At 64.6% G+C, this 20463-nt stretch carries 22 protein-coding genes; 12 read left to right on the forward strand and 10 right to left on the reverse strand.

Annotation, left to right across the window (positions count from 1 at the left end):
* Positions 1–48: 48 nt before the first annotated feature.
* The 5 genes from cysK to hrcA form a co-directional block, all read right to left on the reverse strand.
* A complete protein-coding gene (gene cysK / locus FJ936_RS23540) occupies positions 49–1029 on the reverse strand; it encodes a cysteine synthase A (protein ID WP_140788895.1) in 981 nt (326 codons plus the stop codon).
* Between the two features lie 177 nt (positions 1030–1206).
* Positions 1207–1824, reverse strand: a complete 618-nt coding sequence (locus tag FJ936_RS23545; protein ID WP_140712087.1) for a LysE family translocator — start codon at positions 1822–1824, stop codon at positions 1207–1209.
* A 116-nt stretch (positions 1825–1940) separates the two neighbouring features.
* Positions 1941–3305 (reverse strand): sorbosone dehydrogenase family protein, encoded by a 1365-nt coding sequence (locus FJ936_RS23550; protein WP_181763164.1) that lies wholly within the window; start codon positions 3303–3305, stop codon positions 1941–1943.
* An 84-nt stretch (positions 3306–3389) separates the two neighbouring features.
* On the reverse strand, positions 3390–3587 hold the full coding sequence (locus FJ936_RS23555; RefSeq protein ID WP_015314792.1) for a hypothetical protein: 198 nt from the start codon (positions 3585–3587) through the stop codon (positions 3390–3392).
* A gap of 101 nt (positions 3588–3688) precedes the next feature.
* Entirely contained in the window at positions 3689–4771 is a 1083-nt protein-coding gene (gene hrcA / locus FJ936_RS23560) for a heat-inducible transcriptional repressor HrcA (RefSeq protein ID WP_015314793.1), read from the reverse strand.
* A gap of 154 nt (positions 4772–4925) precedes the next feature.
* On the opposite strand from hrcA, the gene rph reads away from it, so the two are divergent.
* The 9 genes from rph to FJ936_RS23610 all read left to right on the forward strand — a co-directional run bounded on the left by rph (position 4926) and on the right by FJ936_RS23610 (position 12994).
* Positions 4926–5642, forward strand: a complete 717-nt coding sequence (rph, locus tag FJ936_RS23565; RefSeq protein WP_140788902.1) for a ribonuclease PH — start codon at positions 4926–4928, stop codon at positions 5640–5642.
* Positions 5643–5825: 183 nt separating this feature from the next.
* A complete protein-coding gene (locus FJ936_RS23575; RefSeq protein WP_140788905.1) occupies positions 5826–6236 on the forward strand; it encodes a VOC family protein in 411 nt (136 codons plus the stop codon).
* On the forward strand, positions 6236–6913 hold the full coding sequence (rdgB, locus tag FJ936_RS23580; RefSeq protein WP_140788907.1) for an RdgB/HAM1 family non-canonical purine NTP pyrophosphatase: 678 nt from the start codon (positions 6236–6238) through the stop codon (positions 6911–6913). Before FJ936_RS23575 ends, rdgB begins: the two co-directional genes overlap by 1 nt.
* On the forward strand, positions 6910–8088 hold the full coding sequence (gene hemW, locus FJ936_RS23585) for a radical SAM family heme chaperone HemW (RefSeq protein ID WP_141907061.1): 1179 nt from the start codon (positions 6910–6912) through the stop codon (positions 8086–8088). Before rdgB ends, hemW begins: the two co-directional genes overlap by 4 nt.
* Before the next feature lie 3 nt (positions 8089–8091).
* On the forward strand, positions 8092–8415 hold the full coding sequence (locus tag FJ936_RS23590) for a low molecular weight protein tyrosine phosphatase family protein (RefSeq protein ID WP_015314798.1): 324 nt from the start codon (positions 8092–8094) through the stop codon (positions 8413–8415).
* 97 nt (positions 8416–8512) lie between these two features.
* On the forward strand, positions 8513–9484 hold the full coding sequence (locus FJ936_RS23595; RefSeq protein ID WP_140788913.1) for a GlxA family transcriptional regulator: 972 nt from the start codon (positions 8513–8515) through the stop codon (positions 9482–9484).
* 260 nt (positions 9485–9744) lie between these two features.
* Positions 9745–11049: a Xaa-Pro peptidase family protein gene (locus FJ936_RS23600; RefSeq protein WP_140788917.1), complete on the forward strand. Its 1305-nt coding sequence runs from the start codon at positions 9745–9747 to the stop codon at positions 11047–11049.
* 295 nt (positions 11050–11344) lie between these two features.
* Positions 11345–12025, forward strand: a complete 681-nt coding sequence (locus tag FJ936_RS23605) for an isochorismatase family protein (protein WP_140788920.1) — start codon at positions 11345–11347, stop codon at positions 12023–12025.
* A gap of 18 nt (positions 12026–12043) precedes the next feature.
* Complete coding sequence (locus tag FJ936_RS23610) at positions 12044–12994, forward strand: alpha/beta hydrolase (protein WP_140788923.1); 951 nt, start codon at positions 12044–12046, stop codon at positions 12992–12994.
* Between the two features lie 19 nt (positions 12995–13013).
* Here the strand turns inward: FJ936_RS23610 and dnaQ are convergent, their stop codons facing one another.
* The 5 genes from dnaQ to FJ936_RS23640 all read right to left on the reverse strand — a co-directional run bounded on the left by dnaQ (position 13014) and on the right by FJ936_RS23640 (position 17053).
* Complete coding sequence (gene dnaQ, locus FJ936_RS23615; RefSeq protein WP_015314803.1) at positions 13014–13742, reverse strand: DNA polymerase III subunit epsilon; 729 nt, start codon at positions 13740–13742, stop codon at positions 13014–13016.
* 88 nt (positions 13743–13830) lie between these two features.
* The gene (gene coaE, locus FJ936_RS23620; protein WP_140788928.1) at positions 13831–14412 is read right to left on the reverse strand and encodes a dephospho-CoA kinase; all 582 of its coding nucleotides are present in this window, start codon (positions 14410–14412) and stop codon (positions 13831–13833) included.
* Positions 14409–15266, reverse strand: a complete 858-nt coding sequence (locus tag FJ936_RS23625) for a shikimate dehydrogenase (RefSeq protein WP_140788934.1) — start codon at positions 15264–15266, stop codon at positions 14409–14411. The genes coaE and FJ936_RS23625 overlap by 4 nt, the downstream gene beginning before the upstream one ends.
* On the reverse strand, positions 15259–15858 hold the full coding sequence (locus tag FJ936_RS23630) for a Maf-like protein (protein WP_141907062.1): 600 nt from the start codon (positions 15856–15858) through the stop codon (positions 15259–15261). The genes FJ936_RS23625 and FJ936_RS23630 overlap by 8 nt, the downstream gene beginning before the upstream one ends.
* A 373-nt stretch (positions 15859–16231) precedes the next feature.
* Complete coding sequence (locus tag FJ936_RS23640; RefSeq protein WP_140788946.1) at positions 16232–17053, reverse strand: pyruvate, water dikinase regulatory protein; 822 nt, start codon at positions 17051–17053, stop codon at positions 16232–16234.
* 404 nt (positions 17054–17457) lie between these two features.
* Between FJ936_RS23640 and hemE the strand changes: the two genes are divergently transcribed.
* The 3 genes from hemE to rho all read left to right on the forward strand — a co-directional run bounded on the left by hemE (position 17458) and on the right by rho (position 20456).
* Positions 17458–18489, forward strand: a complete 1032-nt coding sequence (gene hemE / locus FJ936_RS23645) for a uroporphyrinogen decarboxylase (RefSeq protein ID WP_141907064.1) — start codon at positions 17458–17460, stop codon at positions 18487–18489.
* Positions 18489–19025, forward strand: coding sequence for a protoporphyrinogen oxidase HemJ (gene hemJ, locus FJ936_RS23650; protein ID WP_140719578.1), 537 nt, complete (start codon positions 18489–18491; stop codon positions 19023–19025). Before hemE ends, hemJ begins: the two co-directional genes overlap by 1 nt.
* A 165-nt stretch (positions 19026–19190) precedes the next feature.
* Complete coding sequence (rho, locus tag FJ936_RS23655; protein ID WP_015314810.1) at positions 19191–20456, forward strand: transcription termination factor Rho; 1266 nt, start codon at positions 19191–19193, stop codon at positions 20454–20456.
* Positions 20457–20463 lie beyond the last annotated feature (7 nt).

The following is a 20463-nucleotide window of genomic DNA, read 5'->3' on the forward strand; positions in this document are numbered from 1 at the left end:
AAGCCACGCTGGCCCGCCGACGCATGTTATTCCTGGGGTATCGAAGCCCTAAGCCCCCAGCCCCTCAAACAGGATTGTCGACAGATACCGCTCGGCGAAATCGGGGACGACCACGACCAGGGTCTTGCCCTTGTTCTCGGGCCGCGAGCCAACGACGATCGCCGCCTGCAGGGCCGCGCCCGACGAGATGCCGACCGGCACGCCTTCGAGGCGGGCGATGAGGCGCGCATTGGCGACCGAGTCCTCGTTCGAGACCTTGACGATCTCGTCATAGACCGTGGTGTCGAGGATTTTGGGCGCGAAGCCGGCGCCGATGCCCTGGATCTTGTGCGGGCCGGGCTGGCCGCCCGACAGCACCGGCGAGGCATCCGGCTCAACGGCGACGACATGCAGCGCGGGCTTGCGCTTCTTCAGGACCTGGCCGACGCCGGTGATGGTGCCGCCAGTGCCGATGCCGGCGATGAAGATGTCGATCCCGCCCTGGGTGTCGTTCCAGATTTCCTCCGCCGTCGTCTTGCGATGGATCTCCGGATTGGCCGGGTTTTCGAACTGCTGCGGAATGATGGCGTTGGGGATCGTCGCGGCCAGTTCGTCGGCCTTGGCGATGGCGCCCTTCATGCCTTTCGGGCCTTCGGTCAGCACCAGCTCGGCGCCGAGCAGCGCCAGCATCTTGCGGCGCTCGACCGACATCGTCTCCGGCATGGTCAGGATCAGCTTGTAGCCCTTGGCGGCGGCGGCGAAGGCGAGCGCGATGCCGGTGTTGCCGGATGTCGGTTCGATCAGCGTGGTCTTGCCGGGGGCAATCTTGCCGGCCGCTTCCAGCGCCTCGATCATCGCCACGCCGATACGGTCCTTGACCGAGGCGATCGGATTGAAGAATTCGAGCTTGGCGACCAGATTGGCGACGATGCCCTTCTCCTTGGCGAACTTGTCGAGCCGTACCAGGGGCGTGTCGCCGATCGTGTCGGTGATGGAATCGTAGATGCGGCCGCGGCCGGGCACGCGGGCTGAAGTGACGGGCTTGTTCATTGGTTTCGCTCCCTGGATTTCAGGCAATTGGCAGTAGCCGACAGAATAGGGCTTTCAACCGCGCAAGATAGGCTGCGGCTGGAAAATATCCGAGTGGGGCGCGTGCTGAAAACGCCTGGCACTCGGAAAAGCATTTCCCGAAACAGCCGAAGTAGGGAATGGTTTGGCCGAAACGACCTACTGACGAGCGGCGATCGCCGCCGCCGCGCCAACCATGAAGGCGCCGGCAGTGCGGTTCAGCACCTTCAGCGCGCGCGGCGACTTCAGGAACCAGCGCGCCTTGGCCGCCAGCGCCAGGTAAGGCACCAGCACGACGAACAGGACGACGACCGTCAGCGCGACGAGAATGCCGTAATCGGCAAGCGCGATCGTCTTCAGGTCGACGATGGTCGGCGTGATGGCGAGGTAGAAGATCATCGTCTTGGGGTTGCCGAGCGTCACGGTGAGGCCGGCGACGAAGCTCGACAGCAAGCCGCCCTTTCCCTTCCTGGCTTCGACGGTTTCAGGTGTGATGCCGGCGGTCCAGAAGCGCCAGCCGAGGAAAGCCAGGTAGGCGACGCCGGCCCATTTGATGGCCAGGAAAACCATGCCGAACTCCTGCGCGACGAAGGCGAGGCCCAGCACTACGGCGGTCAGGTAGGTGAGATCGCCCAGCATGAGTCCGAAGGACATGGCCAGCGACGAGCGAAAGCCCGAGCCCAGCGCACGCGCGACCAGCGCGGTGATGCCGGGGCCAGGAATGGCGGCGGCGATACCGAGTGCGGCACTATAGGCGAGGAATCCGGTGAGGGTCATGGCGCTGGCGTCCAAGGGCAGTCGCGCCCTTGTCGCACGAGGCGGCCTCGGGGAGAACGCCCTGAGCGCGGGATTCGCTTGCACCAGACGGCAATGGCCCGGTTCGCAAGCAAGGGTCAGGAGCGGTCGCCACTATAAGTCACGCGCCAGATCGTGCCGTTGCCGTCCTCGGAGACGATCAAGGATCCGTCGCCGGCCGCCGCAACGCCGACCGGGCGGCCCCACACCTCGCCGTTCGAAACGACGAAGCCGGTCATGAAATCCTCGTATTCGCCGGTTGGCTTGCCGTCCTTGAACAGAAGCCAGACCACCTTGTAGCCGGTCCTGTTGCCGCGGTTCCACGAACCGTGCAGGGCAACGAACGCGTCGCCTCGATACGCCTGGGGAAATCCGGCGTCGGCGGGCAAATCCTTGCCATCGTAGAAGGCGATGTTGGGCGGCGCCGAATGCGCCTGCATCAGCACGTCGGGACTGTCAGCCTTGCCGGCGAGGTCGGGGCGCTCGCCCCTGTGGCGCGGGTCCTCATTGTCGCCGATATAATACCAGGGCCAGCCATAGAAGGCGCCTTCCCTGACCGATGTCGCGTATTCGGCGGGCACATTGTCGCCGAGCCCGTCGCGCTCGTTGACGACACACCATAGCGCGCCGGTCGCCGGCTGGACGGTCATGCCCGAACAGTTGCGCAAGCCGGTGGCCACTGTGCGACCGTTCTTACCGTCGGGGTCGAAGGCCCGGACCTCGGCCCGGCCCGCCTCGGAACCCCAACTGGCGCCGAGCGGCTTAGCCTTGACCCAGGCGTCGAGCCCGCCCCTGGGCCTCTTGCCCATGTCCTCGGCGACATTCGAGCCGGAGCCGACGGAAAGATAAAGTGTCTTGCCGTCGGGCGAGAAGGCGATGTCGCGGGTCCAGTGGTGGGTCGAAGGAATGTCGGCGACGATGGTTTGCGGCTCGCCCGAGGCCTTCAGGTCGCCATGGCCGTAGGCAAAACGCACGATGCTGTCGCTGTTGGCGACGTAGACCCATTGCGGGTCCTTGCCCGGGGGATAGAAGGCAATGCCATAGGGCCGGTTGAGACCGCCGGCAAAGATGCTTTTCTCAGCGGCTTTCGCGCTGCCCTTCGCCAGGCGATAGACGCGGAGCTGGTTGGCCTTGCTGTCGGCAATGAACAGGTCGCCATTGGGCGCGATGCGCACCACGCGCGGATTGTCGATCCCCGAGGCGATCAACTCGGCCGAAAACCCCGGCGGCAAATGCGGCTTTGCGTCCGCCGGCATGTCGATCACGCCGGCGCTGTTGGACGCGGATTTGGTGACATAGGGTTTCGGCAGGTCTTCCGGCTTAATCAGCCGGCGCACGCCGGGCCTGTCCGCCCGCCAGTCGCCGAAGGCGGCCGGGCCTTTGAGCACAGGCTGGTCGGCTTGCTGGGCGAGCGCCGCGGTCGTGACAAACAGTGCGGACATCGCCAGTCCGGCCAATCGCATCACTTCCTCCAACGGGTCATGAAGGAAACCAACGATCGGTTTGCTCGTGGGTTCCGTTGCGCTCGATGCTCAAAACTTCTCGGATCAGGTCCCGGCAGCGTAAAAATCGTCGTCCAGGCGTTTTTCCAATTCAACGAGATCGGCCGGCAATGGGAGGCCCATGGCGCGCATCTCGCGCAGTTTTTCGCGCAGCTGTTCCTGAATTTCGTGCTGGTCCTCCGGCTGGTTGACCATCTCCTCGAGCAGCAGACTGATCTGGGCCTTGAACGATTCCAGCGCCATTCTTTTTCTCCTTTGCAGCCTGTCTGGATTACGGTCCCGCCAGGAAAGTCACTCGCGGTCGAATTCCGGCATGGAAACCAAGGCAATAATTCCGGGATTCCTTACCTCAGCATGCGGGAAATCAGCTGTGCCGTATAATCCACCATCGGCACGATGCGGGCATAGTTCAGCCTTGTCGGGCCGATGACGCCGAGCGCGCCGACGACGCGGGCGTCCTTGTCGCGATAGGGCGCCACCACCAGCGACGAGCCCGACAGCGAGAACAGCTTGTTTTCCGAGCCGATGAAGATGCGCACGCCCGATCCCTGCTCGGCGAGGTCGAGCAATTGGATCAGCCCGTCCTGCGTCTCCATGTCCTCGAACAGGTGGCGCAAGAGTTCGATGTCGGCCTGGGCGGTGACGTTTTCCAGCAGATTGGCGCGGCCGCGCACGATGAGCCGCGCCGGCAGGCCGCTTTCGGCCCCCGCCCACACCGCAAGCCCCTTCTCGACGAGGTCCTGCGACAGCGTATCGAGGGCGGCTCTCGTCTCTTCCTTGATGCGGGCGATCTCGGTGCGCGCCTCGGCCAGCGTGCGGCCACGAATATGCGCGTTGAGGAAATTCGAGGCCTCGTGCAGTTGCGAGACGGTGATGCCGGCGGGCAGCTCGACGACGCGGTTTTCGACATCGCCATTCTGCGACACCAGCACGGCAAGCGCCTTGGTCGGCTCCAGCTGGATGAATTCGATGTGCTTCAGCGCCACCTCGTTCTTGGCCGCCAGCACCAGGCCGGCGCCGCGCGACATGCCCGACAGCATCTGGCTGGCCTCGGTCAGCATATGCTCCAGCGTCGCGCCGGAGCCGGAGGCCCGCACCTGCGCCTCGATGGTGCGGCGCTCCTCGTCGGAGAGGTCGCCAAGCTCCATGAAGGCATCGACGAAGAAACGCAGGCCAGCCTGGGTCGGCAGGCGCCCGGCCGAGATGTGCGGCGCGTAGATCAGCCCGAGATGCTCGAGGTCGCTCATCACGTTGCGGATGGTGGCGGGCGACAGCGAGGACGGCAGGATGCGCGACAGGCTGCGCGAGCCCACGGGTTCGCCGTCCCGCAGATAGGAATCGACGATGCGCCGGAAGATGTCGCGCGAGCGCATGTCGAGCGACTGAAGAGCCAGCGACTGCGAGGCGGGATCGACTGCCTTGGTCATTCGGCTAAAAACCTCCGGTTCCAGGATATAGACTTCGGTGGGCCGCGCGCAACCCGGTGTCTGTGTCGGGTCACCGCCCCTTTTCCTTTGCGCCGTGCCCTGCATGCGTCTAAAAGCCGGCCACGATTCAAAAAATGACAAGAAAGCAGGCCGAATGCGCCCCTCCAAACGCCAATTCGACGAAATGCGCGCCATCTCCTTCGAGCGCGGCGTCTCCAAGCATGCCGAAGGCTCGTGCCTGGTGAAGTTCGGCGACACGCATGTCCTGTGCACCGCCAGCCTTGAGGAAAAGGTGCCTGGCTGGATGCGCAATTCCGGCAAGGGCTGGGTGACGGCCGAATATGGCATGCTGCCGCGCTCGACCGGCGAGCGCATGCGCCGCGAGGCCTCCGCCGGCAAGCAGGGCGGCCGCACGCTGGAAATCCAGCGGCTGATCGGCCGTTCGCTACGCGCCGTGGTCGACCTGCAGGCGCTGGGCGAACAGCAGATCACCGTCGACTGCGACGTCATCCAGGCCGATGGCGGCACCCGCACCGCTTCGATCACCGGCGGCTGGGTGGCGCTGTATGACTGCCTGCGCTGGATGGAAGCGCGGCAGATGGCCAGTGTTTCGAAAGTGCTGAAGGATCATGTCGCGGCGATTTCCTGCGGCATCCATGACGGCCAGCCGGTCATTGATCTCGACTATGTCGAGGATTCCTCGGCCGGCACCGACGCCAATTTCGTCATGACCGGCAAGGGCGGCATCGTCGAGATCCAGGGCACCGCCGAGGGCGAGCCTTTCTCCGAAGAGCAGTTCGCGGCCTTGATGGGCCTGGCCAAGAAGGGCATTTCCCGGTTGGTCAGCCTGCAGCAGATGGCGGTGGCTTAGTTTATTCATGCGGAGCCTGGGCACCCCCCTCTGCCCTGCCGGGCATCTCCCCCGCAAGGGGGGAGATCGGATGTTGTCGAGAGCTTCGCCAATAATCAGCATAGAATACCATGAGCTGGCGCTCACGCTGCCAATCTCCCCCCTTGCGGGGGAGATGGCCGGCAGGCCAGAGGGGGGGGCCTCGTGACTCCCTCTGCCATTCTTGAATCCGCCCTCTATGTCACCGACCTCGCTGAAGCAGAGGTCTTCTACACCGATATCCTCGGCCTCGCCCTGCTTGGCAAGGTAGAAGGCCGCCACCTTTTCTTCCGCTGTGGCCCGGGCGTGCTGCTCGTCTTCAATGCCGAGACGACCAGAATTCCCCCGGCGTCCGATGCGCGGCTGAAAGTGCCGCCGCACGGCGCGGTCGGCGAAGGCCATCTGTGCTTTGCCGCGACCGCCGATGAAATCGAGCTTTGGAAAACCCATCTCTTGGCGAAGAAAATCGCCATCGAAAGCGAATTCGAATGGCCGCAAGGCGGCCGTTCGATCTATATACGCGACCCTTCGGGCAATTCGATCGAGTTCGCCGAGCCGAGAATCTGGGGCCTTTGATGCATTCGCCAAACCTCCATACGCTTGATGGCAAGAAGATCGTCGTCGCCAGCCACAATGAAGGCAAGCTGCGCGAATTCGCCGAGCTGATGGGGCCGTTCGGCTTCGAGGCGAAATCGGCCAAGGCGTATGGCCTGCCCGAACCGGACGAAACCGGCACCACCTTCGAGGAAAACGCCTACATCAAGGCCTTTGCCGCCGCAAAGGCGACTGGCCTGCCGGCACTCTCGGACGATTCCGGCCTCTGTGTCGACGCGCTCGACGGCGCGCCCGGCGTCTATACCGCGAACTGGGCCGAGACTCCGGACGGTTCGCGCGATTTCGCCATGGCCATGCAGCGCACCGAAGTGGCGATGCAGGAAGTCGGCGCGGCCACGCCCGAACGGCGCACGGGCCGCTTTGTCGCCGTCATCTGCCTCGCCTTTCCCGATGGCGAGGCCGAATATTATCGCGGCGAGGCCGAGGGCACGCTGGTCTGGCCGCCGCGCGGCGAGCTCGGCTTCGGCTACGATCCGGTGTTTTTGCCCAATGGCTTCGACAAGACCTTCGGCGAGATGAGCGCGGAGGAAAAGCACGGCTGGGAACCCGGCCAGGCGACGGCGCTGTCGCACCGCGCCCGCGCCTTCCAGAAATTCGCCCAAGCCCGGCTTGGTTCGGTGAGGCCTGGCTCGGCATGATCGGACCCGGCACCACCATGGCGCTCGACCGCGGTCCCGGCTTCGGCGTCTATGTCCATTGGCCGTTCTGCGCCGCCAAGTGCCCCTATTGCGACTTCAACAGCCATGTCCGCCACCAGCCGGTCGACCAGGAGCGCTTCGCCGCCGCCTTCGAGGCCGAGTTGGCAACGATGCGCCAGCGCACCGGGCCACGCGAAGTGACCAGCATCTTCCTCGGCGGCGGCACGCCGTCGCTGATGAAGCCGGAAACCGTGGCCAGGGTTCTGGACGCCGTGGCTGGGAATTGGACGGTGCCTGACGGCATCGAGGTGACGCTCGAGGCCAACCCGTCCTCGGTCGAGGCGGAGCGGTTTCGCGGTTACCGCGCCGCCGGTGTCAACCGCGTCTCGCTCGGCGTGCAGGCGCTGAACGACAAGGATTTGCGCTTTCTCGGCCGGCTGCACAATGTAAGGGAAGCCTTGCACGCCATCGGGCTCGCGCGCGAAATCTTTCCGCGCCTGTCCTTCGACCTGATCTATGCGCGTCCCGGGCAGACGCCGGAGGATTGGCAGGCGGAACTCGAACAGGCGATCGGCCATGCCGCCGACCACCTGTCGCTCTACCAGCTCACCATCGAGGAAGGCACGCCCTTCCATGCGCTCCACGCGGCGAAGAAATTCGTCGTTCCCGACAACGACCACGCCGCCGACCTCTATGCACTGACGCAGGAAATCACCACGGCGCACGGCCTGCCGGCCTACGAGATCTCCAACCACGCCAGGCCGGGGGCCGAAAGCCGGCACAATCTGACCTACTGGCGCTACGGCGAATATGTCGGCGTCGGCCCCGGCGCGCATGGCCGCTTCGTCGAGAACGGCCACCGTGTGGTGACCATCGCCGAACGGATGCCGGAGACCTGGGCCAATCTGGTCGAGGCCAAGGGCCATGGCATCACCGGCGGCGAGCTGCTGACGCGCTCCGAAGAGGCGGACGAATTTCTTTTGATGGGGCTGAGGCTCGCCGAAGGCATCGACCTCTCGCGCTACGAGGCCTTTTCCGGGCGCGAGCTGTCGAGCGCTCGCCTGTCGGTGCTGCAGGGCGAGGGCCTGGTGACGCCGATCGGCAACGCCCGCCTGCGGGCCACGCCGGCCGGCATGATCGTGCTCGACGCCGTGGTGGCGGACTTGGCGCGCTAAACCTTGAAAAACGTCCTCTTCGTCTGCAGCCAGAACCGCTTGCGCAGCCCGACCGCCGAACAGGTGTTTTCCACGCGGCGCGACATCGAAGTCGCCTCGGCTGGCACCAATCATGACGCCGACACGCCGCTGACGCACGAGCTCGTCGGCTGGGCGGACATCATCTTTGTCATGGAGAAAACCCACCGGACGAAACTGCGGAAGCAATTCAAGGCCAGCCTGAAGGCGGCCAAGGTGATCTGCCTCGATATCCCCGACGATTATGAATTCATGGACCCGGAGCTGATCGCGCTTCTGAAGGCGCGCGTGTCCCGGTATCTGGACTGAGCGCTTGCGTTCGCCCCTTCGCCTTCGGCCGAACACCGTTGACCCCGAAGCCCATCTGCCCGAATTGTAGCGCGCAATTTCCCCGGCTCCGGACGCCATGACCACGCGCGAACCACCCAAACCCACGGACTCCCCGCTCACCTTCGCGGTGCTGGTGTTCCCCGGCTTTCCGATGATGGCGTTCAGTTCCGTCATCGAGCCACTGCGCGCCGCCAACATACTGGCGAAGCGGGAATGCTACCGCTGGATCATCGTCGGGGCGACCCAAGGGACGGTCGAGGCCTCGAACGGCGTCGTCATCCAGCCAGGCTTTTACGCCGAGGCAGCGCCCAAGGTCGACCGCATCGTGGTCTGCTCGGGCGGCGACGCCGATCATCTCGTCGCCGAGGACGCCGCGAGCTGGATCCGCCGCAGCCTGCGCGCCGGCGCTCATATCGGCGCGGTCGCGGACGCGGCGTTCTTCCTCGCCCGCGCGGGCCTGCTCGACGGCCATGCCTGCACCTTGCACTGGACCAGCCAGGCCGCCTTCACCGAGGCGTTCCCCAACATCGAGCTGCGCCGCGATCTCTACGTCATCGACCGCAAGCGTTTTACCTCGGCCGGCGGCGTCGGCAGCCTCGACATGATGCTGGAGATCGTCACCCGCGACTACGGCGCCGAGCTTGCCGCCGGCGTCGCCGAATGGTTCGTGCACAGCCAATTGCGCTCCAGCGTCGACCGCAAGCTGATGCCGCTGCGCCTGCGCACCGGCGTGCAGAACGAGCTGGTGCTGTCGGCCATCGCCATCATGGAGGACGCGGTGGAGGAGAGGCTCGGCATGGCCGAGCTGACGGCGAAGCTCGGCGTTTCCTCCGACAAGCTCGAGCGATCCTTCCGCTCCGAACTCGCCATCTCGCCCAATGGCTATTACCGACGGCTCAGGCTGAAACGCGCCGCCGACCTGCTGGCGCATTCGACGCTTGCCGTGCGCGACGTGGCGCTGGCCTGCGGCTTTGCCTCGATGTCGAGCTTTGCCCGCGCCTTCCGCGAGGAGCATGGCCATCCGCCGAAGCTGGCGAGGAGGCATTAGGGGCCACGTTCTACGAGGGCCCCCTCATCCGGCCGCTCCGCGGCCACCTTCTCCCCGGTGGGGAGAAGAGGTTGGCGCCGGCGCCGGTAGTCTCCTCTCCCCCTCGGGGAGAGGTCAGCCGAGTGAAGCGGAGGCTGGGTGAGGGGCAGCGCCACGCATTCCAGAGCGGCATTCCGCACAACACACGCGGTTTTCCGCACAATCTCGCCGCCTCTCCTGCGCCATGGTCAGGCCTCGCAATCCACCCAAGGCCAGACCCCATGAGCATCGTCGTATTCGACCCCGACAGCACCGAGGACGTCGACTTCAAGGACCGCATGCGCCACCCGGCGGCGGCCGACCCGGCCGGCGGCATGTGGCTGTCGGACACCGAGCCGTCCTTCATCGATGCCGATGCCCTGCGCAAAGGCCGGCTCAACAAACTGCGCGGCTGGATGCGCGAGGCCGGCTATGGCGGCGTCGTTTTGTTCGACCCCTACAACCAGCGCTACGCCACCGGTTCGCGCAACATGTTCGGCTATTTCCTGCGCAACTCGACCCGTTATTTCTTCATTCCGGCCGACGGGCCGATCGTGCTGTTCGAATATCCGCAGAGCTACCATGTCTCGATGGTGCTCGACACGATCGACGAGGCGCGTCCTTCCAAGCTCGTCTGGTCTTCCGTGTCGGGCCGCGACGACGAGACCGCCGGGCCCTTCGCCGACGAGATCGCCGAGTTGCTGAGAAAGCACGGCGGCGGCTCGATGAAGCTCGGGCTCGACCGCTGCAGCCATCTGCAGGCCCTGGCGCTTGAAAAGCGCGGCTGCGAGGTTCGCGATTGCCAGGGCGAAATTCTCGCCGTGCGCGCGGTGAAGACGCCCGAGGAAGTCAAATGCCTGCAGGTGTCGATGGCCGGCGCCGAGGCCGCCGTCTATGCGGTGCGCGAGGCGATCAAGCCCGGCGTTTCCGAAAACGATCTGTTCGCCATCATGTATGGCGAGGTCATCCGCCAGGGCGGCGAGTTCATCGAGACGCGGCTCTTGACCTCAGGCCAGCGCACCAATCCGTGGTTCAACGAAGCCAGCGGCCGCAAGATCAGGCCCGGCGAACTCTTGGCGCTCGATACCGACACGATCGGCTGTTACGGCTATTATTCGGATTTTTCGCGCACCTTCCGCTGTGGGCCGGGCAGACCGACGCCTTATCAGAAATCGCTCTACCGCATGGCGCATGATCAGGTTCAGCACAATATTTCGATCGTGAAGCCCGGCATGGCGTTCCGCGAGATCGCCGAGAAGGCGTGGAAAATTCCGGACCGCTTCGTCGACCAGCGCTACACCTCGGTCATGCACGGCGTCGGCATGCATGGCGAGACACCATTCATCGCGCATGCCATGGATTACGAGACCTATGGCCGCGACGGCCATATCGTGCCAGGCATGGTGGTGAGCGTGGAAAGCTATATTGGCGAGAAGGGCGGCCGCGAGGGCGTCAAGCTGGAGGACGAAATCCTGATCACCGAGACCGGCACCGAGCTTCTGTCGCGCTTTCCGTATGAGGATGAGTTTCTGGAGAAAGAGATTTGATGGTGGTCTCCGCCGCTGGCCTACACGCGGTACTGCCAGCATTAGAGATTAGCCGCCACGCCTCTCGCTTCGTCATCCTAGGGCGGAGCAAGGAGCGAAGCGACGCGGCGCAGACCCTAGGATCCGCTCCGCTGCATCCTTCGACAAACATCACGGCATGGATTCCAGGGTCTTCGCGACGCCGCTTCGCGGCTGCTGCGCCCTGGAATGACGAAGTCGCGGGGCCTTTTCGGACAATCGTCCAAGCCTGCGCCAAAAGGCCGAGAGAAACAGCGTCAGCCGGAAAACCCTCCGCATGAAAGCCCCCATTTCCATCAGGCGCGGCACGGTGGCCGCTGTGTTCATCGACCTGCAGGAAGAGCACCGGCGGGACAAGCGCTACCTCGTCGAGGGCTATGAAAAGATCCTCGCCAATGTCCAGCGCCTGCAGGCGGCGGCGCGTCAAAACCATGTGCCGCTTCATCACTGGGCCTATATCGTCGATCTCGACAGCCAGGACCGGCCCTTTCATCCGGTCGGCGAAGACGGCAAGTCGGCCTTTTCCGACAAGAGCGACCCGCTGACCGAGATCTGCCACGAGGTGGCGCCGGCGAATGGCGAGGCGCTGCTGATCAAGGCCGAGGCCAGCGCCTTCCGCTCCGGTCCGGCCGGCGATCGGCTCAAGGCTTCCGGCATCGAATGGCTCGTCATGGCTGGCGTGTGGACCGAGGCCTGCATCGACGCGTCGGTCAGGGATGCCGTGGCAAGGGGCTTTCGCGTGCTTTTGGTCAAGGATGCCTGCGGCAGCGGGAGCGCGGCCATGCACCAGACCGGCATCCTCAACCTTGCCAACCGGCTCTATGGCGGCGCGGTTGCCGACACCGACGGCGCCTGCCGGCTGCTGGCCGGCGAGCCGGTCACCGTCTGGCAGGTCGAAGGCTCGGTACCCCTGCGCTTCACTTTTGAAAACGCCGCGCGTCTCTATGCCGAGCTTTGACGTGCCGCTCGGATTGAAATGACCAGCCGCGGCAAATATGGACCATGGCTCGACCCGGCGCTCTGGGCCTATATCGACAGCGTCAACGCCTGGTACCCGCCGGAGATTGCCGGCCTGCCCATCGACAAGCAGCGCGCGGTCTATGCCAGGATGTGCCGGGCCTTCCACCAGGGCCGTCCGCCCGGGGTCAAGGCCACCGACAGCCTGGTCGCCGCTTCGAACCATGATATCCCGGTCCGCCGTTACCGGCTCGCCGGCGCCACACCGCGCGCGACAGTGCTCTATTTCCACGGTGGCGGTTTCATCCTCGGCGGGCTCGAAAGCCATGACGACATCTGCGCCGAAATCTGCGCCGGCACCGGCTTCGACATTGTGTCGGTCGATTACCGGCTGGCGCCCGAGCATCTTCATCCCGCCGCCTTCGACGATGCGCTGGCGGCTTTCGAATGGGCGGCGGCGACCAGCGAGCCGCCGCTCGTGCTCTGCGGTGAAAGTGCGGGCGGCAATCTGGCGGCGGCGGTGGCACAGGCCACGCGTCGCCATCCGCGCGCCGCGATCGGCCAGGTGCTGATCTATCCCGACCTCGGCGGCAACGAGGCGATCGGCTCCTACGTGGAACACGCCGATGCGCCGCTGCTGTCGACAAGCGACGCCGCCTTCTACCGCGACGTCCGCTCAGCCCGGAAGCAATCGCCCGGCGATCCGACCTTCTCGCCGCTGCGTGACCGCGACTTTTCCGGCCTGCCGCCAACGGTGATCATCACGGCCGAATGCGATCCGCTGTCGTCGGACGGCGAAGTCTATCGCGACCATATCCTGGAGGCCGGCGGCAAGGCCTGGTGGCATGAGGAGCCCCGCCTCGTGCACAGTTTCCTGCGCGCCCGCACGACCGTGCCGGCCGCTGCGGAGGCTTTTGCGCGCATCATTGCGGCCGCTGCCGCGCTGGGCCGGGGGGAATGGCCGTACTGAGGCCGCTCCTCGGATGGCTCTATGATGACAGCGCCTGGGCTGCTTCCTGGGGGGAGGCTTTCAGCCACAGCGCCTTTTCGCCGAGCGTCGCGACCATGGCGGCGTGCGCGGCGCGCTCCGCTTCGGTCAGGCGGGGCAGCAGCGGCGCCGGGCGCTCGGCAACGATGATCTCGATATGCCTGACATTGTTGCCGCCTTGGGCCGGCGCGGTGGCGCTGTCGAGGATCAATGCGGCCTGCTTGCCGCCGATCAGCTCGATATAGACTTCCGCCAGCAATTCGGAATCGAGCAGGGCGCCGTGCTTGGTGCGCTTGGTATTGTCAATGCCGTAGCGCCGGCACAGCGCGTCGAGCGAATTGGGTCCCATCGGGTGCTTGCGGCGCGCCAGGGCCAGCGTGTCGACGACAAGCCCGTTATCGACAGGCGGGTGGCCAAGCCGCCCGAATTCGACATTGAGGAAGCCGATATCGAAGGTAGCGTTGTGGGCGACCAGCTTGGCGCCTTCCGTGAATTTCAGCCATTCCTCGGCAATTTCGGCGAAGCTCGGCTTGCCCGCGAGATCGGCCGCGCTGATGCCGTGCACGGACTGCGCCTCGGCATGGATCGCGCGGCCTTGCGGGTTGATATAATGATGGAAGGTCCTGCCGGTCGGAAAGCGATTGACCAGCTCGACGCCGCCAAGCTCGATCACGCGGTCGTCACGCGAATCGAGGCCGGTGGTTTCCGTATCGAAAATGATCTCACGCATCGAATCAGGTCGCTCCTGGGAGCAGAATCGCCAGACCGGAACAAAATGGCAATGGGCAATGCTGACGGCCTGCCGTCAGCAGCCCGACTTATCCCTTGATTTCGGCGATGATCGAAGCAACCGCCGCACGCGCGGCGTCCAGCCCCTCGCCGGTGTCGATGACGAAATCGGCCAGCCGGCGCTTTTCGGCATCCGGCACCTGCCTGGCCAGAATCGACGCCAGTTTTTCTTCGCTCATGCCAGGCCGCGCCAGCACGCGCTGGCGCTGGACTTCGGCCGGCGCCGTCACCACGACGACCTTGTCGACGCGGCCACGGCCGCCGGTTTCGAACAGCAGCGGGATGTCGAGGACCACGATCGATTCGCCCGCTGCACGATGCCTGGCCAGGAAGGCATCGGCATCGGCACGAACCAGCGGGTGGATGATGGCTTCGAGTTTTTTCAGGGCCGCGGCATCGCCGAGCACGCGAGCGCCGAGTTTTGCGCGGTCGACGCTTCCGTGAACGGTGGTGCCGGGAAAGGCGGCCTCGACCAGCGGGGCGGCCTTGCCGGCATAGAGGCGGTGCACCGTCTCGTCGGAATCATGCACCGGCACCCCTGCTTCGGCGAACATCCTGGCAGTGGTCGACTTGCCCATGCCGATCGAGCCGGTGAGGCCGAGCACGATCATGATTTCGGCACCCGGGATTTGGGCACCAGATCGGCAACGATGAGTGCGCGCAGTTCAGCCGTCACCTTCGGCCTGACGCCGAACCAGCGTTCGAAGCCGGGCACCGCCTGGTTGAGCAGCATGCCGAGCCCGTCGACCGTCTTCAGCCCCCGTGCCCGCGCGGCGGCGAGCAGTGGGGTCTCGAGCGGCACATAGACGATGTCGTTGACCACGGCGTGGGCGGGCAGACCCCTGGGGTCGGCGGCCAGATCCCCGTTGCCCTGCATGCCCAGCGCCGTGGTGTTAACCAGCAGGCCGGCGTCGCGCAGCAATTCGCCGGTCGCCGCCAACGGATGCGCGGACACCCCGGCGCCAAAGCGGTCGCGCAATTCGATTGCCCGGGCGAGCGTGCGATTGACGATGCGGATATCACCGAGGCCGCGCGCCTTCAGCGCATGGATGACGGCACGGGCGGCGCCCCCGGCACCCAGCACCACGGCAGGGCCATTGGCCGCCCAGCCCGGAGCGTGGTCGTCGAGATTGGCGGCAAAGCCGTGGCCGTCGGTGTTGCCGCCCCACAAAGTGCCGTCCTCGAACCAGAGCGTGTTGACGGCGCCGATCTCGTCGGCCGCATGGTCGCGGCGCGCGACCCCGGCAAAAGCCGCCTCCTTGTGCGGGATGGTGACGTTGCCGCCGCGATAACCGTTCGCCTGCATCGCCGCCAGGAATTCGGCGAAGTTTTCGGGCGCCACATCGATCGCCTGATAACTGCCGTCAATGCCATGCTCGGCCAGCCAGTGGCCGTGGATCATCGGCGAGCGCGAATGTTTTATGGGGTGGCCGGTGACGAAGGCCTTTTTCGAGGTTTCAGCCATCGATGGCTCCCAGTGCGCGCAGTTCCGCCAGCAACGGCAGCAGCGGCAGGCCGACAATGGTAAAATGGTCGCCTTCGATTTTTTCGAACAGCTGGATGCCTTCGCCCTCGACCTGGTAGGCGCCGACACTCGACAATGCCTTGACACCGACCCGGGCCAGATGCCGGCCGATGAAGGCGGGGTCGAGCTTGCGCATGGTCATCGAGGCGATGCCGACATGGCGCCACAGCACCTTGCCGTCGCGCACCAGAACGGCGGCGCTGTTGAGCTGATGGGTCTTGCCCGACAACGCCAGGAGATGGCGGCGCGCGCCCTCCATGTCCGCCGGCTTGTGGAACACCTCGTCACCCAAGGACAGCGTCTGGTCGCAGCCAAGCACCAGCGCCCCGGGCCGGCGCTCGCTGACTTCGGTGGCCTTGGCTTCGGCGAGCACCAGGGCGACGTCCTCGGGCGAGGCGCCGCTGTCCTGCAACGGCGCCTCCAGCGTCCGCTCGTCCAGCGTCGCGGGAACCGCCTCGATGTCGACGCCGGCATCGACCAGCATCGCCTTGCGGAACGGACTGCCTGAAGCGAGGATGATTTTTTCTGTCATGATCTTTCGCCTGTTACCCGTCGTTGAGTTGCTGGCTGGGTGGGACGCTAGCGGCCGCCGCACCCCTTGGCCACTGTAACGGCATGGATCCTAGGGTCTGCGCGACGGAGCTTCGCTCCTGCTTCGCCCTAGGATGATGAATGCATTGCGATTCACGGCTAATCTCAACGGCCGGAGATTTGCAGTTGTGTCGCCGCATAAGAAGTGACGATGCTGGCAAGTCACAAACCTTCGAGATTAGCCGGGACAATCATCCCTTCGTCATCCTAGGGCGAAGCAAGGAGCGAAGCGACGCGGCGCAGACCCTAGGATCCATGCCGTGACCTTTCGAACCACGCAGCGGTTCTGTTGGCAGGTTGGCGCACGGTTCCAATTATCTGTTCTTCCCCCGCAGGGCAACGATGGCCGCCGCCGTTTCCTCGATCGAGCGGCGGCTGACGTCGATCATCGGCCAGCCGTGGCGGGTGCAGATCTGGCGGGCGTAGGCGAGTTCCTCGTTGATGGCGGCGCGGTCGACATACTCGGTCGGCACATAGGTGCTCGAATTGCCGAGGATGCGGTTCTGGCGCACATGCGAGATGCGCTCGGCGGTGGCGATCAGCCCGACGACCAGCGGCGCCCTGGCGTTGACCAGGCTTTCTGGCACCGGCACGCCGAGCACGATCGGGATGTTGGCGGTCTTGATGCCGCGGTTGGCGAGATAGATGCTGGTCGGCGTCTTCGAGGTGCGCGATATGCCGATCAGCACGACATCGGCGTCATCCATGTTTGCCGGCAGCTGGCCGTCATCATGGTCCATGGTGAAATTGAGCGCGTCGATGCGCCGGAAATATTCGGCATCGAGAACATGCTGGGCGCCGACGCGGCGGCCGGCCGGCGTCCCGAGATAGGACTGGAAGACCGTCAGCACCGGCTCCAGCACGGACACGCAGGGCAGGCCCATGGCCGCGCAGCGTTCGTCGATGCCGCGTGCCAGCTTCTGATCGACCACCGTGTAGAGGATGATGCCCGGCTCCTCCTCTATGTCCTCGAAGACCTTGGCTATCTGCTTTTCGGTGCGGATGAGCGGGTAGATGTGCTCGATGGCGCGTGCATCCTTGTATTGCGCTGAAGCCGCGCGGCCGGCGGCGAGCAGGGTTTCGCCCGTGGCATCGGAAATCAGATGCAGGTGGAAGAAGCTCTGGGGTTTGTTCACAGGGATCACCTGGGGCTGTGGGCGGATGTGGATAAGATCGGACGGGCCGACGGGCCGGCCGGAGGCGACTGTATCAGATGCCGGTTTGTCCACAATTCGATGCGCTGTCAGCTTCTCCTGGCGGCTGGGGACAAGTCCGTGGACGAAGCATTTTGCCTTTTGCTCGTCCACAGGGCAGGTCTCCAGGGCATCAGACCTAGCGCATTGACTCCAGTGGCGGATTCCTGATTGTCCCCAGAACCCTGCCAGCCGCGATCGGGAGTGCGCGACAATATGCTTGCTGGCGTTTTGGCGGCCAAAGCGGGACAGGTGAAAACCACCACAACCAACAGACTCTTAGAATCAGAAGACTCTTTTAAAATAAGATATTTGATTAAGAGGAAGCCGGGAGAGGCGAGCGCGCGATGCCTGCAAGACGGATCATGCTGGATGTGCTGAATGGCGAGGCGGTGTTTCCTCCTCCGCTATGGATGATGCGACAGGCCGGGCGCTATCTGCCGGAATACCGTGAGACGCGAAGACGGGCCGGCTCGTTCCTTGATCTCTGCTACGATCCCGAGCTTGCCGTGGAAGTGACGCTGCAGCCGATCGAGCGCTTTGGCTTCGACGCTTCGATCGTGTTTTCGGACATCCTTGTCGTTCCCCATGCGCTTGGCCGCGACGTGCGCTTCGAGGAAGGGCGTGGGCCGCTCCTGACGCCGATTTCGGCGGCCGAGATTCCGGCGCTGGGAAGCGATGTGTTTCACGTGAATCTCGAACCGGTCTACGAGACGCTTCGGCGACTGCGGGCGAAGTTGCCCGACGAAACGACGCTGATCGGCTTTTGCGGCGCCCCGTGGACGGTGGCGACCTATATGATCGCCGGCCATGGCACCCCGGACCAGGCGCCGGCGAGGCTGTTCGCGTACCGCGAGCCGGCGGCGTTTCGGCAGCTGCTGAAAGTGCTCGCCGACCATTCGGCGTCCTATCTGATCCGGCAGATCGAGGCCGGTGCGGATGTCGTGCAGATTTTCGATTCCTGGTCGGGGGTGCTCGACGATGCCTCGTTCGAACGCTTCTGCGTCGAGCCGGTGGCCGAGATCGTCAGGCAGGTTCGGGCGGTCCATCCCGATGTGCCGATCATCGGTTTTCCCAAGGGCGCCGGCGCCCGCTACCAGAGCTATCGCGAGAAGACCGGCGTGACGGGACTGGGCATCGACTGGACGGTGCCGCTGGAGGCCGCGAAGGCGTTGCAGCGGCAAGGCGCCGTCCAGGGCAATCTCGATCCCTTGCGGCTGGTCGCCGGCGGGCAAGCGTTGGCCGATGGCGTCGAGGCGATCCTCCAGGCGCTGGGGAATGGGCCGCTGGTCTTCAATCTCGGCCACGGCATCACGCCGGAGACGCCGGTGGCGCATGTCGAGGCGATGGTGAAACAGGTTCGGAGCGCGGCACGCTGATGGCTGACAGAGATAACACCAACAGCACCGGCCAGGCGATGAAGCGCATGGTCGTTGGCATCGCTGTCCTGATCGTTCTCACCGCGCTTTTGTTTTTCTTCGCGCCGGAAAGCTTCTACCCCTGGGCAAAGGCGATCCATATCCTCGCCGTCATCTCCTGGATGGCCGGGATGCTTTATCTGCCGCGGCTGTTCGTCTATCACGTCGATGCGCAGAAAGGCTCCGTGCAGTCGGAGACTTTCAAGGTGATGGAGCGGCGCCTGCTGCGCGGCATCATCAATCCGGCGATGATCCTCACCTGGGTGTTCGGGCTGTGGCTGGCCTGGAAGATCTTTGCGTTCCAGGGCGGCTGGCTGCATGCCAAGATCGGCCTGGTGCTGATTTTGTCGGGCATTCACGGCTATCTGGCCGGCGCGGTGCGCAAATTCGCCGAGGACCGCAACGAAAAGCCGGCAAGGCACTGGCGGATCGTCAATGAGATCCCCACATTGCTGATGATCGCAATCGTGATCCTGGTCGTCGTGAAGCCCTTCTGAGGCTTCATCGGACCCGCTCAAAAGGCGGCTTGCTCTTTCAGCCGACCGACGATACAAGACGGGTCTTCCTTCCCGTCATGCGCCGCCCGTCATTGCTTTCGGCCGCGCCCGGCATTTGTCGCATCCCGCCGATCTTTCCCCCAAAGCCTACCCAGAGTCCGTCTAATGCAAGAAATGAAACTCACCGAGTTCAAGAACAAGAAGCCGCCAGAGCTGATCGCTTATGCCGAATCGCTCGAGGTCGAGAACGCCAGCGTCATGCGCAAGCAGGAACTGATGTTCGCGATCCTGAAGAAGCTCGCCGCCCAGGACATCGAGATCATCGGTGACGGCGTGGTCGAGGTGCTGCAGGACGGTTTCGGCTTCCTGCGCTCCGCCAATGCCAATTATCTGCCAGGTCCCGACGACATCTACATCTCGCCGTCGCAGATCCGGCGCTTTTCGCTGAAGACCGGCGATACGGTCGAAGGGCCGATCCGCAGCCCGAAGGAGGGCGAGCGCTATTTCGCGCTGCTCAAGGTCAACACGATCAATTTCGACGATCCCGAGAAGATCCGCCACAAGATCCACTTCGACAATCTGACGCCGCTCTACCCGACCTCGCGGCTGAAGATGGAGGTCGACAATCCGCCCGGCAAGGACATCTCGCCTCGCGTCATCGACCTGGTGGCGCCGATCGGCAAGGGCCAGCGCGCGCTGATCAACGCACAGCCGCGCACCGGCAAGACGGTGCTGTTGCAGAACATCGCGCACTCGATCACCGCCAATCATCCGGAATGCTACCTGATCGTGCTGCTGATCGACGAGCGGCCCGAGGAAGTCACCGACATGCAGCGTTCGGTCAAAGGCGAAGTCATCTCCTCGACCTTCGACGAGCCGGCGGTGCGCCACGTCCAGGTCGCCGAAATGGTCATCGAGAAGGCCAAGCGGCTGGTCGAGCACGGCCGCGATGTGGTGATCCTTCTGGATTCGATCACTCGCCTGGGCCGCGCCTACAACACCGTCGTGCCGTCCTCCGGTAAGGTGCTGACCGGTGGTGTCGACGCCAATGCGCTGCAGCGCCCGAAGCGTTTCTTCGGCGCCGCGCGCAACATCGAGGAAGGCGGCTCGCTCACCATCATCGCCACCGCGCTGATCGACACCGGCAGCCGCATGGACGAAGTCATCTTCGAAGAGTTCAAGGGCACCGGCAACTGCGAAATCCAGCTCGACCGCAAGGTGGCGGACAAGCGCATCTATCCGGCCATCGACATCCTCAAATCCGGCACCCGCAAGGAAGACCTGCTGGTGTCGCGCCAGGACCTGCAGAAGATCTTCGTGCTGCGGCGCATCCTGGCACCGATGGGAACCACCGACGCGATCGAGTTCCTGATCGACAAGCTGAAGCAGACCAAGACCAACGGCGATTTCTTCGATTCGATGAACACGTAATCGAGGC

It is taken from the genome of Mesorhizobium sp. B2-4-13, assembly GCF_006658535.1.
Taxonomy (GTDB): domain Bacteria; phylum Pseudomonadota; class Alphaproteobacteria; order Rhizobiales; family Rhizobiaceae; genus Mesorhizobium; species Mesorhizobium australicum.